The following is a 12,060-nucleotide window of genomic DNA, read 5'->3' on the forward strand; positions in this document are numbered from 1 at the left end:
CCGCAGGCTACTGCAGCAGGCTCCGCACCCGCTCGATCGACAGCAAGCCGTCGATCATCGGCCCTGCAACGACGCAGTAGATGAGCGCGAGGAACACGGCGTAGGTCACGGTGAAGCCGGCGGCCGCCGCGATGTGGTCGCGCGTGCGGAAGTGCGCGAAGAACTTGCGCAGGAACGAGACGGGGTGGCGCAGGTCCCAGGAGTTGAAGCGCAGGTAGCGCCCCAGGTACATGCCGAACCCGAGCAGCAGCATGACGACCCCGACCGCCGCGAGCGCGCCCGGCTCCAGGAAGTTGCGCGCCGAGTCGCCGTACACGCTCGTCGTGAAGAACATGTGCGCGAGGAACACGTTGAAGACCGTGTTGATCACGCCCGACATCGCGAGGGTGATCACGAGGATGATGTCGTACCAGAGCGGCACCGGATCGCCGTCCCGCCGGTGCGACTGGTTGAGCTCGGTGATGAGGTAGCTCGCGTTCGGCAGCATGAGCAGCCAGAGGATCGCAGTGACGGCGAGCACCGCGAGCCCGACCGCGGGAGCCGCGGCGAGCAGCGCGAAGCCGAACAGGCCGCCGATGCCGAGGATGAAGACGGGCAGGACCGAGAGCAGGATGTTCCACAGCATCGGCCGGTACAGCGGCGTGCGGTACACCCAGGCCCGAGCGAGCACGAGGATCAGGGCGTAGACGTTCAGCAGGACGGCACCGACGGGGAGGAAGAACACGGAGACGATTATCTCGTGGAGCCGTCGTCAGCTCGCGCGGATCCCCATACCGAAGTGCGCGGCGAAGATCGGGGCGAGGTCGATGGCCTGCATCTCGGAGACGATCGCGCCGCGCAGGCCTTCGAGACCCTCGATGCTCGAGAACTCGAGGCCGCGCAGGTCGAGCCCTTCGGATCGCACGCCCGTGAGCACGAGCTTGCCGACCGTGCACCCGTCGAACGCCATGCGGGTGACGCGCGCCCCGCCGAGGTCGAGCTCCTCGGTGTGGCAGCCGCGGAACAGCACGTCGCGCAGCTCGGAGGCGCGCAGGTTGACCCACCCCAGCTTCGATCCTTCGAAGAGCACCTGGTGCAGCCCGGAGTCGTACAGCTCTGCCGCGCCGATGCGCGACGAGAGGATCTCGACGTCTTTCCAAGTGGTGCGTCGAGCCTTGAAGTTCGGCGCGTCGAGGCGTTCGAAGCGGGTCTCGACGAACCGGGAGCCCTGCAGGTCGGTGTCGTGAGCCCGCAGGTCGAGCAGTTCGCACTCCATCAGGGTGAGCCCGGCGGCGGCGCGCCCCGAGAGGTCGCCGCCCGCGAAGCGCTCGCCCTCGAACACGCGGCGCGGCCCGATCGCCTCGGGATCGCCGTCGCGGAGCTCGTCGAGTCGCACTGGATCGAGGCGGGGCGTGGGGTCGACCCTGCGCGTGCGTGCGACCATGGCGGCTCCTCTGCAATCGAAGTATCGGGACGGGCACGACCCTACTCCCGACCACCGACACCGGGCGGCACTGGAACGGGGTCGGCCCCGCAGGCCGGGGCGGTCCGGGCGACGCTCGCCCTGATGCTCGCCGGAACGGCCTGCGGGACGCTCGGGTTCAGGCGCGCGGCGAGAGGATCCCGGCCGGGATCTGCTGCGTGATGCAGTGTGGTCCGCCGCCGCCGTACCCGATGGTGCGGCCGGGAACGCCCACGATCTCCCGATCGGGGTAGATGCGCTGCAGGGCCGCGAGCATGCCGGCATCGTGCTCGTCCTCGCCGATGGGGACGATCACGGCGCCGTTCGCGAGGTAGTGGTTGGCGTAGGCGACCTGCCCCTCGGCGGGGACGTCGACCTCGAGCACCTCGATCCGGCGCCCGCGCGCGTCCGGCCCGGCGGCGAGCGCCGCGAGGTTGGCGCGCGAGCGCTCGTACTCGGTGGATGCCGGATCGCTCGGCACCTCGAGCAGGATCCGGCCGGGGCCGACGAGCTGGGCGACGCCGTCGATGTGACCGTCGGTGCCGGCGGGGCCGGTGTCGAGCGCGTGCCCGTAGGGCAGCCAGACGACGCGTTCGGCGCCGAGGCCCGCGCGCAGTTCCTGCTCGATCTGTTCCCGGTTCAGCTCGGGGTTGCGGTTCGGGTTCAGCAGGCACTGCTCGGTGACGTAGACAGTGCCCTCGCCGTCGACGAAGAACGCACCGCCCTCGAGCACGAACGGGGTACGGAAGTGCGGCAGGCCGAAGTGGTCGGCGAGGCGCACCGCGAGCTGCGCGTCCTCGGCGTGCGGCCAGCGCTCGCCCCAGGCGTTGAAGCGGAAGTCCATCACGGCGAACTCGCCGGTCTCGTCGTTGCGGAGGAAGATCGGGCCGCTGTCGCGGGCCCACGAGTCGTCGACGGGCACCTCGATGGGTTCGACCTCGGGGCCGCAGGCGGCGCGCACCTCGTCGGCGAGCCCGGGCGGGCACACCATGAACACGGGCTCGAAGCGGGCGACGGCGTTCGCGACCGCCGCGTAGTCGCGCTTCGCGGCGGCGAGCTGCGATCCCCACAGCTGCTTTCGGAACGGCCACACCATGATGCAGCCGTCGTGCGGTTCCCACTCGGCGGGCATGGCGAATCCGGCCGCGGCCGGGGTGCTCTGGATCTCGGTCATCATCACTCCAAAATTTGGTTCTCAAAAAAGTTTTGCTGAAAACCAAATATTGCGCAAGCCCCGGTCGCACGACGGGCACCGGATATCGGGCGGGGGCCGGACGATCCCCGCGGGGAGGATCCGGCAGAAGCTGGATATCCGGCGGAAGAAGCCTGCCAGGAACCGTCGGGAACGGCCGGGAACCGCAGGAATCAGGCGTCGCGCAGGCCGAGCAGTGCGGCGACCGCCGCGTCGGCGATGGCCCGAATGCGTTCGGGGCCGTACCCGGGTGCCTCCAGCACGAGCTGGATGGAGAGCCCGTCGAGCATGCTCGCGATCGCGGCGGCGGTCGCGTCGGGGTCCTCGGCGCGGAAACCGCCCGCGGCGATGCCCTCGTCGATCACCTGACGCAGCAGCGCACGCCACTCGCCGTCGAGCGCGTGGTGCGACTCGGTGATCTCGGGGTGCAGCGCGGCACCGGCCCAGACCTGGAACCAGAGCAGCCAGCCCGGATCCCGCACCCGGTCGGCGAGCGACAGGTCGATCAGCGTGCGCAGGCGATCCTCGGGGCGCTCCAGGCGCGCGAGCGCCGCGCGAGCATCCTCGATGAGCCGGCGCTCGCTCATCTCGATCGCGCGCCGCAGCAGCTCCGACTTCGAAGGGAAGTAGTAGCTCAGATGGCCGGCGGTCATGCCCGCGCGCTTCGCGATGTCCGACAGGCGGACCTCCGAGAAACCGAGTTCGGCGAAGGACTCGATGGCCGCTTCGAGCAGCGCGCGCTCGCGGCTCTCCCGATTCGTCTCCCGTGCTCCCACGGCTCCACAATACCGATCCGCGCCCGACGCCCCGCCACCCGCCGTCACACGGCGGGGAGCCTCGGGGCCGACTCGAGCAACCGGCGCGAATACGTGTGCCGGGGCCCCGCGAAGAACGCCTCCGTCCCGCTCTCCTCGACGATCTCGCCGGCGCTCATGATCACGAGCCGGTCGCTCACCTGCCGCACCACCGCGAGGTCGTGCGTGATGAACAGCAGGGTCAGTCCGAGCTCCTCCCGCAAGTCCCGCAGCAGAGTCAGGATCGAGGCCTGCACCGAGACGTCGAGCGCGGCGACGGATTCGTCCGCGATGAGGATCTCGGGTTCCAGCGCGAGCGCCCGCGCGATCCCGACGCGCTGCTTCTGCCCGCCCGACAGGCGACCCGGCACCGCGTCGGCGAGCTCGCGCGGCAGACCGACCGCGTCGAGCAGTTCGCGCACCCGCCCCTCGCGCCGATCCGCCGGCACGATCCGGTGCACCGCCAGGAGCTCCGCGAGGGTCTGGCGCACCGTGCGCCGCGGGTTGAGCGACGAGGACGGATCCTGGAACACCATCTGGATCCGTCGCTGCAGCGACGTCGGCCGCCGCGCGGGCAGCGGCTCGCCGTCGAGCAGGATCTCGCCGCTCGTGGGCGGCACCAGCCCGACGAGGAGCTTCGCCAGGGTCGATTTGCCGCAGCCGGACTCCCCCACGATCCCGACGGCCTCCCCGCGCTCGATGCGCAGCTCGGCACCCCGCAGCGCCTCGCGCTCGGTCCGGCGGAACAGGCCGGCGGGGACCGGATAGCTCTTGCGCAGCGCGCGGGTCTCGAGCAGTGCGGTCACGAGAACACTCCTTCCCCGGCTCCGGGCCGGATGCATGCGGTCGCTCGGTCGGCCCCGACGACGCGCAGCTCGGTCCGGGCCGACCGGCAAGCTTCGTCGGCGAACCGGCAGCGCGCGGCGAAGCGGCAGCCGTCGGGGAACGCACGCGGATCGGGCGGCGTCCCTGGGATGGGCAGCAGGCGATCCTGCCGGTGGTCGAGCGCGGGCGCCGCCGCGAGCAGCGCCGCGGTGTAGGGGTGCGCGGGCCCGGCGAGGACCTCGCCGAGCGGCCCCTGCTCGACGATCTCGCCCGCGTACATGACCGCGACCCGATCGCACAGCTGTGCGACGACGCTCAGATCGTGCGAGACGAAGACGAGCGCGAGACCGCGCTCGCGCCGCAACCGGTCGAGCAGGGCGAGGATCTGCGCCTGCACGGTGACGTCGAGCGCCGTGGTCGGCTCGTCGCAGAACAGCACGTCGGGCTCGGCGGCGAGCGCGACGGCGATCATGACGCGCTGCCGGAGCCCGCCCGAGAGCTCGTGCGGCCAGTCCCGCGCACGCCGCTCCGGCTCGGGGACGCCGACCTGCGCGAGCAGGTCCACCGCGAGCGCCCGGGCCGCGCGCGGTCGCACTCCCCGGGCCCGCGCGGCCTCCGCGATGGCGTCGCCGACCCGCATCGTCGGGTTCAGCGCCGAGAGCGGCTCCTGGAAGACGAGCGCGGCGCGCGCCGGGACGCGCGATCCATCGGCGGCGACGGTCTCGAGCGCGACGGTTCCGCCTCGGCTCCCGCCCTCCGGCAGCACGTCGAGCAGGGCGCGCATGGTGAGGCTCTTGCCGCTGCCGGACTCGCCGACGAGTCCGAGCGCCTCGCCGCGGCGCACCCGCAGGTCGATCCCGCGCACCGGAACGATGGTGCCGGATTCGAGCGCGAGGCGGACGGAGAGCCCCCGCGCGTCGAGCACGGTCGGGGCTGCGGGTTCGGTGCGGGCGGCGGCGGTCATCGGGTCCTCCTCGAGTTCAGGCCCTCGGCGGCGAGGGAGAGACCGACGCCGAACACGAAGACGGCGAGGCCGGGCACGGTGGCGAGCCACCACTGCTCGCGCAGGTAGGGCTTGCCCTGGGCGATCATGGCGCCCCACTCGGCGGTGGGCGGCTCGACGCCGAGCCCCAGGAACGACAGCGCGGCGAGGCCGAGGGTCGCCCCGATGATGTCGGCCGGCAGGTAGAGCACGGCCTGCTGCAGCGAGTTCGGCAGCACGTGCCCCCAGAGCACCCGGCGGTCGCCGAGGCCCGCGACCCGGGCCGCCTGCACGAAGTCCTGCTCGCGCACCCGCAGCACTTCGGTGCGCACGAGCCGGGCGTACGCCACCCACGAGACGAGGGTGAACGAGATCAGGATCGACACCGGCCCCTGCCCGAAGACGAACACGAGCGCGATGATGAGGATGTAGCTCGGGAATGCCTGCACCACGTCCGACAGCCGCATGATGAGCGCGTCGGCCCAGCCGCCGAAGTAGCCGGCGATCGCGCCCAGCGCGGTGCCCGCCACCGCGGGCAGCAGCGCGCCGAGCAGGCCGATGCCGAGGTCCACCCGCGCCGCGAAGATGAGGCGGCTGAGCACGTCGCGCCCGAGCTCGTCGGTGCCGAGCCAGTGCGCAGGGCTCGGCGACGCGAGGATGTTCAGCACGTCCTGGTCGTTCGGGCCGTGCGGCGCGATCAGCGGGGCGGCGAGCGCGACGAGGACGAACAGGGCGACGATCGAGCCGCCGATGAGCAGTCCCGGCTTCGGCCGGCGCCGCACGGCTCGCTCGCCCGGTTTCGCGGGCATCGCGGTCGTCAGCGCCTCTGTGCGAGGGAAGACGCTGGTCGGACGTGTGGGTTCGGACATCAGGATTCCACCTTCACGCGGGGATCGAGCGCGGCGTTGACGACGTCGGCGATGAGATAGACGAGCACCACGATGACGGCGAACAGCAGGGTGTAGCCCTGGATCGCCGGGATGTCCCGCTGCTTCGCGGCGAGCACGATCCCCTGCCCCACGCCCGGCAGGGCGAAGGTGCTCTCGATCACGACGGCGTCGAAGAGCAGGAACCCGATGTTGAGCGCGAACAGCGAGACGCTCGGCGCCGCGGCGTTGCGGAGCACGAAGTGCCGCATGGTGCGGGATCGGCTGACGCCGAGGGTGCGCGCGAGCGTGACGAAGTCGCGCTCGCGGGTCTCGAGGATGCTCTCGCGCAGGCTGCGGATCTGCAGCGGCGCCACCGTGATCGCCAGGGTGACCGCCGGCAGGATCAGCGAGCGGAGGTGATCCCCCGGGGTCTCGCCGATGCCCCCGGCGGGGAACCACCCGGTGGGCAGCGCGATCACGAGCACGAGCACGATGCCGATCCAGAAGGAGGGCAGCGCGAGGCCGCCGATCTCGAGGGTCGACACGACCGCCCGGGCGGCCCCGCCGCGACGGCGGGAGGTGAGGATCGCGACGGGGATCGACACGAGCAGCGAGATGAGGAGCCCGAGGCCGAGGAGCCCCGCGGTGACGGGGAAGCGGTCCGCGATCATGCCCGCGACGGGTTCGCCCGACTTGAACGACATGCCGAGATCGCCGCGCGCCACCCCGAAGAGGTAGTCGAGGAACTGCACCAGGACGGGCCGGTCGAGCCCCATCTCGGCGCGCACCCGCGCGACGTCCTCGGCCGAGGCCCGGAGGCCGACGACCTGGCGCGCGGGGTCGCCGGGCGTGATCTGCAGGATCAGGAAGACGAGGAGGACGATGGCGACGAGCAGCGGCACCGCGAAGATCAGCCGCCGCCCGACGAAGGCGAACCGGTTCATTTGCGCCCCACCTCGATCGTGTCCAGCGCATACATGCCCCACGGCGTCGGCGCGAAGCCCGAGACGTTCGACTTCACCGCGTGCTGCACGCTGTACTGGGCCAGGTTGATCGCCGGCAGCTCCTCCACGGCCGCGTCCTGCACGGCCGCGACGATGCGCTCCCGCTCCGCCGGGTCGGCCGTCCGCCGATACTCGTCGATCCGGCCGAGCAGCGGGCCCGTGTCGAGACCCGAGAACAGCCAGGACGTCCCCGTGAACCAGCTCATCGGATCGACCACGTCGGGCGAGACCGCGCCGAACGACCAGAGCACCATGTCGGCGTCGTGCCCGTACGCGCGGTCGATGAAGGTCCCCGTTTCGAGCCCGCTGAGCTTGAGCCGCACGCCGACCTGCTCGAACCCGGCCTGCAGGATCTGCGCGATCAGCACATCGGTGCTGTTGGACGCGTCGTAGATGACCTCGTACGACAGGTCCTTCGCCCCGGCCTTCCGCAGCAGCTCGCGCGCGAGTGCGGGATCGTGCTTCGGCATCGGCACGGTCGGCGGCACGACTCCGGGCAGACCCGGCGGCAGGATCCCCGACGGCGCCGAGGCCTTGCCCCGGAAGGCGCCGATCCGGATCGCGTCGGAGTCGACCGCGTGCGCGAGGGCCTCGCGCACGCGCCGGTCCCCGAGGCCCCGGCTCGCGCGGTTGAGGCTCAGGTGCTCGACCTGGCTGGGCGCGAGCGTGCGCAGCTCGTCGCCGAAGCGCGAGGCCTCGAGCGGTGAGACGTACTCGACGATGTCGAGCTGCCCGGCTTCGAACATGGTCTCGGCATCCTCCTCGACCACGTCGATCACCACGCGATCGACGTGGGGCCGACCGGGCAGGTAGTAGTGCGGGCTGCGGGTCAGCACGATCCGACCGCCCGGCGACCAGCGATCCACTTCGAACGGCCCAGCGCCCACCGGCTTCGCGAAGAACTGCCGGGCGGTGCGCCCGCCGAAGCCCTTCGGATAGATCGCGGACGAGGACCAGGTCATGAACACCGGGAACGACGCGTCGGGGCTGCTCAGGTCGAAGCGCACCGTGCGCGCGTCGGGGGTCTCGACGCGCGCGATCTGCGCGTACATGCCGCCGTAGTTCGGGCCGGCCTTCCACTGCTGCACCGAGAAGGCGACGTCGGCCGAGGTGAGCGGGGATCCGTCGCTGAACCGCACGTCGTCCCGCAGGGTGAAGGTCCAACGACGCTTCGCCGGATCGCTCTCCCAGCGGGTCGCGATGCCCGGGTCGATCGAGACGCCGTCCGGGTTCAGCCGCAGCATGGGTTCGAGCACGGCCTGCAGCGTCTGGTAGCTGGCGTACGCCGAGGCCTTGTCGGGATCCCAGCCGTCGAACGACTCGGCACGCGCGATCCGGAGCACCCGCTCACCGGTTCCCGCGGGCGCGCTGCAGCCGCTGGCGGCCAGCAGCGCGCTCAGCGCGAGCGCCGCGGCGATCAGCCTTCGAGGAAAGCGCATCGTTGCCCCTTCGTTGATTTGGTTTTCATCAAAGAAGTGTGCAGCATGTTTTGGTTTTCGTCAAAACTTTTCACAGGAACGCGACTCGGTGGCCGTCTCAGTCAACCCACAGGCCGATCTATCACACTGGATCCGCTCGTTACTGTCAAGATATTTTGCGCCGCCGGCGCGACCCGACCCCCGAAGGAGGAGCGCATGCTCGCTCACCCGCCCGAGCCCGCCGCCGCCCGTACGCCGCTCGCCGCTCGCGCGGATGCCCCCGCCGCGCTTCCGGTGCTCCCGGCCTTCGCCGGCCTGACGCCGCTCACCTGGCGGCGCGCACGCCGCACCGACATCCGGCGCATCCACGCGCTCGTGGCGGAGGCCGGCCGGGTCGACCACCCGCGCACCCGGCTCGCGAAGGACCAGATCGCCCTCGGCCTCTCGGGAGCGCACTTCAGCCGTCGGACCGACTCGATGATCGCGCTCGGCCCAGACGGCACGGCCATCGCCTTCGGCACCGCCAAGCGCACCGAGGATCCGACGACCGAGGTCGAGGTGGCGCTCGAGGGCACGGTGCGCCCCGACCACCGCGGGCTCGGCGTCGGCCGTGCGCTGCTCTCCTGGCAGGAGGCCCGCGCCCGCCAGATCCTCACCGAGACCGGCGGAGACCTGCCCGCCATCATCACCGTCGCGAGCCGCGAAGCGAATCCGCAGAACCAGGCGCTGTACGCATCGGCGGGTTTCGCGCCGGTGCGCTGGTGGCTCGAGCTCTGGCGCCCGCTGTCCGCCGAACTCCCGGCCACCGCCCTCCCCGCGGGCATCGCACTGGTCCCCTTCACCGCCCGCCGCTCGGAGGCGACCCGGGCGGCGGTGAACGACGCGTTCCGGGACCACTGGGGGACGCAACCGATCACGCGCCGGGAATGGGAGGCGGGCGGACGGGCCTCGGCGTTCGCGCCGAAGCTGTCCCGCCTCGCGATCGCCGGAGGGGGCACGCTCTCCGACCCGAGCCGGGTCGTCGGTTTCGCGCTCAGCGACGTCGACCGTGATGCGTGGGCGGCGAACGGCGGCCCGTTCGGCGAGCTCGGCATGATCGGGGTGGTGCGCGGCTGGCGCGGCCGCGGGCTCTCCACGGCACTGATCGCGGACACGCTGCGGGCGTACCGCGACGCCGGACTCGACCGGGCCATGCTCAACGTCGACGCCGAGAACCCGAGCGGAGCGCTCGGCATGTACGAACGCCTCGGATTCCGCGCCGAGGATCGCGCGGTCACCTTCGCGAAGCGGGTGTAGCGCGGCAGACCGCCTCGAAGCGGGCGCGACGGCCCGGCGCGGGAGCAGCTCGGACCACGCAGAAACGAGAAAACCCCCGGCCGAACCGGGGGTTTTTCGTGACTCTCTGTAGCTGAGGCGGGGCTCGATCCCGCGACCTCACGATTATGAGTCGTGCGCTCTAACCAGCTGAGCTACTCAGCCAAACTGGCCCGCACGAATGCAGGCCAGAGAGTCAGAGCCCCGAGCCAGGATTGAACTGGCGACCCCTTCCTTACCATGGAAGTGCTCTACCACTGAGCTATCGGGGCGCGGCCACCTTGCGATGACAACCGTTAGAGAATAGCACTGTTGGCGACGCGATGCGAAATCTGCTTGACTCGGGCGTGTGCGCACCACCCTGATCACTGTTTTTTCCCTGGTCCTGGGCCTGTGGATCACCCTCGCCCGCGTGTCGTTCGGACTCGTCGGACCCGTCGCAGCCTGGCTCGGCCCGACGCTCGGGCTCGCCTTCGTCTGGCTCTGGATCTGGACCGCCCGGCGCATGACGCAGACCGTCGCCCGCGGCTACCGGATCCGCCCGCGCACCCGGGTCGCCCTGGTGCTCTCCGCCGCGTGCGCGATCGCCTTCGGCCTCACGGCTCCCGAGTACGCGGACGGCGCGTTCCGCACGCTCTTCGGCGAGCTCGGCGGCGCGGGCGCGAACGAGATGTCGATCGCGCTCTGCAACCCGTTCGGCATCATCGCGATCGCCTGCGCCGTCGCCGCCGTCGCGTTCGCCGCGGCCGACGGCCGCGATCCCCGCCCCGAAGAGGACGAGGATCTGATCGACGAGTCAGGCATGGTGCTGCACCCGCTCGCGGACCGCTGAGCGACGACACCCGGGCACCCCGAGGCCCTGATCATCGGACCCGCGGGTGATCCGTGTCAGCAAGTCGGCCGAGAACCGGCTAATATGGAAAAGCTGGCTGCTCGCAGTCGGCGCTGGAGGATTCGCCTAGCGGCCTATGGCGCACGCCTGGAACGCGTGTTGGGTTCACGCCCTCGGGGGTTCAAATCCCCCATCCTCCGCCACCAGGGTCTTTGCAGAAAGATCCCGAAACCCTTGCAAAATACGCCTGAGGCCCTCGATTCCGTTCGGAGTCGAGGGCCTCAGACGTTTTCCGAGCTCGGTCGCGGATCCCGCCCCAATACGAGAGGCGCGATGCCTCAACGGCGAGCCAATCGGTAGTGTCTCCTTACGCAGCGCCGGGTCACCGGCGCCGTTCTTTCGTCGCGATGGGAGCACACATGTCTGTTGGATTGCTGGCGGTCGTCGACGACATCCTCACCACCGCGATGAAAGCGTCCGCGAAGGCTGCGGGCGTCGTGATCGATGACGCCGCCGTCACACCCCAGTACGTGCAGGGGCTCACGCCGGCCCGCGAACTGCCGGTCGTCGGACGGATCGCGCTCGGGTCGCTCGGCAACAAGTTCCTCATCATCATCCCCGCGGCGCTCCTCCTCACCGCGTTCGCGCCCTGGGTTCTTCCGTATCTGCTGATCGTCGGCGGGGTGTACCTGTGCTTCGAGGGTGCCGAGAAGGTGCTCGAGTGGTTCGGTTTCAATCACGGCGCCGAGGAGGAGGGCGCACGCGACGAGAAGCGCCTGGTGTGGGGGGCCATTCGCACCGACCTCATCCTGTCGACGGAGATCATGCTCATTTCGCTGGCGAGCCTGGATCGGGGGCTCGGCTTCTGGAAGACGCTGCTGGTCCTCGCGGTGATCGCCGTGGTCATGACCGGCGCCGTCTACGGGGCCGTCGCGCTGCTCGTGAAGATCGACGACATCGGGCTGAAGATGGCCAAGAACCCGGTGAGGCGGGTCCGTCACACGGGAACCCGAATCGTACGTTCCATGCCGGCCATCTTCCGCGCGATCAGCATCGTCGGCACCGTCGCCATGCTGTGGGTCGGCGGGCACCTCGTGATCGTGAACCTCGGCGAAGTCGGCCTCCATCTCCCAGCGGACCTTCTGCACGGCGTCGAGGGGATCCTCGAACCGCTCGGCGCGATCGTCGTCTGGATCGGCGGTACCGCGATCTCCGCGATCTCCGGGTTGCTGATCGGGCTGCTCATCGTCGGGATCCTGCTCGGCGCAGGACGCCTGTTCGGCCGTCGCCCGCAGTTCACCGAGGGGCACGGCAAGCCGGCCGCAGCGGAGCGCGCGCGGCACTGATGCCCCGCCGACCTGGAGCACCCTCGGCGAATTCCAACGGCCA

At 70.8% G+C, this 12,060-nt stretch carries 12 protein-coding genes and 3 tRNA genes; 4 read left to right on the plus strand and 11 right to left on the minus strand.

Going from position 1 to position 12,060, the window contains the following annotated elements; translation table 11 throughout:
* Positions 1 to 7 precede the first annotated feature (7 nt).
* The 9 genes from ABD169_RS00685 to ABD169_RS00725 all read right to left on the minus strand — a co-directional run bounded on the left by ABD169_RS00685 (position 8) and on the right by ABD169_RS00725 (position 8,546).
* Positions 8 to 724 carry a DUF1361 domain-containing protein gene (locus ABD169_RS00685; RefSeq protein WP_344027988.1) on the minus strand — a complete coding sequence of 239 codons (717 nt, stop codon included), beginning with the start codon at positions 722 to 724 and terminating at the stop codon, positions 8 to 10.
* Positions 725 to 751: 27 nt separating this feature from the next.
* Positions 752 to 1,423, minus strand: a complete 672-nt coding sequence (locus ABD169_RS00690; protein WP_344027991.1) for a pentapeptide repeat-containing protein — start codon at positions 1,421 to 1,423, stop codon at positions 752 to 754.
* A gap of 157 nt (positions 1,424 to 1,580) precedes the next feature.
* Positions 1,581 to 2,615 (minus strand): agmatine deiminase family protein, encoded by a 1,035-nt coding sequence (locus tag ABD169_RS00695; protein ID WP_344027993.1) that lies wholly within the window; start codon positions 2,613 to 2,615, stop codon positions 1,581 to 1,583.
* Between the two features lie 191 nt (positions 2,616 to 2,806).
* Positions 2,807 to 3,409, minus strand: coding sequence for a TetR/AcrR family transcriptional regulator (locus ABD169_RS00700; RefSeq protein ID WP_344027996.1), 603 nt, complete (start codon positions 3,407 to 3,409; stop codon positions 2,807 to 2,809).
* Between the two features lie 44 nt (positions 3,410 to 3,453).
* Entirely contained in the window at positions 3,454 to 4,233 is a 780-nt protein-coding gene (locus ABD169_RS00705) for an ATP-binding cassette domain-containing protein (protein ID WP_344027999.1), read from the minus strand.
* Entirely contained in the window at positions 4,230 to 5,216 is a 987-nt protein-coding gene (locus ABD169_RS00710) for an ABC transporter ATP-binding protein (protein ID WP_344028002.1), read from the minus strand. The genes ABD169_RS00705 and ABD169_RS00710 overlap by 4 nt, the downstream gene beginning before the upstream one ends.
* Positions 5,213 to 6,103, minus strand: a complete 891-nt coding sequence (locus tag ABD169_RS00715; RefSeq protein ID WP_344028004.1) for an ABC transporter permease — start codon at positions 6,101 to 6,103, stop codon at positions 5,213 to 5,215. The genes ABD169_RS00710 and ABD169_RS00715 overlap by 4 nt, the downstream gene beginning before the upstream one ends.
* Positions 6,103 to 7,047 (minus strand): ABC transporter permease, encoded by a 945-nt coding sequence (locus tag ABD169_RS00720; protein WP_344028006.1) that lies wholly within the window; start codon positions 7,045 to 7,047, stop codon positions 6,103 to 6,105. Before ABD169_RS00720 ends, ABD169_RS00715 begins: the two co-directional genes overlap by 1 nt.
* Positions 7,044 to 8,546, minus strand: a complete 1,503-nt coding sequence (locus ABD169_RS00725; RefSeq protein ID WP_344028009.1) for an ABC transporter substrate-binding protein — start codon at positions 8,544 to 8,546, stop codon at positions 7,044 to 7,046. The genes ABD169_RS00720 and ABD169_RS00725 overlap by 4 nt, the downstream gene beginning before the upstream one ends.
* 195 nt (positions 8,547 to 8,741) lie before the next feature.
* Between ABD169_RS00725 and ABD169_RS00730 the strand changes: the two genes are divergently transcribed.
* Entirely contained in the window at positions 8,742 to 9,821 is a 1,080-nt protein-coding gene (locus ABD169_RS00730; RefSeq protein ID WP_344028012.1) for a GNAT family N-acetyltransferase, read from the plus strand.
* 109 nt (positions 9,822 to 9,930) lie between these two features.
* Here ABD169_RS00730 and ABD169_RS00735 read toward each other — a convergent pair.
* Positions 9,931 to 10,004: transfer RNA gene (locus ABD169_RS00735), tRNA-Met, on the minus strand.
* A gap of 35 nt (positions 10,005 to 10,039) precedes the next feature.
* Positions 10,040 to 10,111, minus strand: a tRNA-Thr gene (locus ABD169_RS00740).
* A gap of 77 nt (positions 10,112 to 10,188) precedes the next feature.
* Here ABD169_RS00740 and ABD169_RS00745 point away from each other — a divergent pair.
* The 3 genes from ABD169_RS00745 to ABD169_RS00755 all read left to right on the plus strand — a co-directional run bounded on the left by ABD169_RS00745 (position 10,189) and on the right by ABD169_RS00755 (position 12,017).
* Entirely contained in the window at positions 10,189 to 10,671 is a 483-nt protein-coding gene (locus ABD169_RS00745) for a hypothetical protein (protein ID WP_344028015.1), read from the plus strand.
* 115 nt (positions 10,672 to 10,786) lie between these two features.
* Positions 10,787 to 10,874: transfer RNA gene (locus ABD169_RS00750), tRNA-Ser, on the plus strand.
* A 216-nt stretch (positions 10,875 to 11,090) separates the two neighbouring features.
* Complete coding sequence (locus tag ABD169_RS00755; RefSeq protein WP_344028017.1) at positions 11,091 to 12,017, plus strand: DUF808 domain-containing protein; 927 nt, start codon at positions 11,091 to 11,093, stop codon at positions 12,015 to 12,017.
* Positions 12,018 to 12,060 lie beyond the last annotated feature (43 nt).

The sequence above is a fragment of the Leucobacter iarius genome, assembly GCF_039530105.1.
GTDB lineage: Bacteria > Actinomycetota > Actinomycetes > Actinomycetales > Microbacteriaceae > Leucobacter > Leucobacter iarius.

What these genes read in the sequence shown, in the direction of transcription:
- ABD169_RS00690 (WP_344027991.1), bottom strand. Translation starts at nt 1,423, where the DNA reads ATGGTCGCACGCACGCGCAGGGTCGACCCCACGCCCCGCCTCGATCCA.
- ABD169_RS00695 (WP_344027993.1), bottom strand. Translation starts at nt 2,615, where the DNA reads ATGACCGAGATCCAGAGCACCCCGGCCGCGGCCGGATTCGCCATGCCC.
- ABD169_RS00710 (WP_344028002.1), bottom strand. Translation starts at nt 5,216, where the DNA reads ATGACCGCCGCCGCCCGCACCGAACCCGCAGCCCCGACCGTGCTCGAC.
- ABD169_RS00715 (WP_344028004.1), bottom strand. Translation starts at nt 6,103, where the DNA reads ATGTCCGAACCCACACGTCCGACCAGCGTCTTCCCTCGCACAGAGGCG.
- ABD169_RS00720 (WP_344028006.1), bottom strand. Translation starts at nt 7,047, where the DNA reads ATGAACCGGTTCGCCTTCGTCGGGCGGCGGCTGATCTTCGCGGTGCCG.
- ABD169_RS00725 (WP_344028009.1), bottom strand. Translation starts at nt 8,546, where the DNA reads ATGCGCTTTCCTCGAAGGCTGATCGCCGCGGCGCTCGCGCTGAGCGCG.
- ABD169_RS00730 (WP_344028012.1), top strand. Translation starts at nt 8,742, where the DNA reads ATGCTCGCTCACCCGCCCGAGCCCGCCGCCGCCCGTACGCCGCTCGCC.
- ABD169_RS00755 (WP_344028017.1), top strand. Translation starts at nt 11,091, where the DNA reads ATGTCTGTTGGATTGCTGGCGGTCGTCGACGACATCCTCACCACCGCG.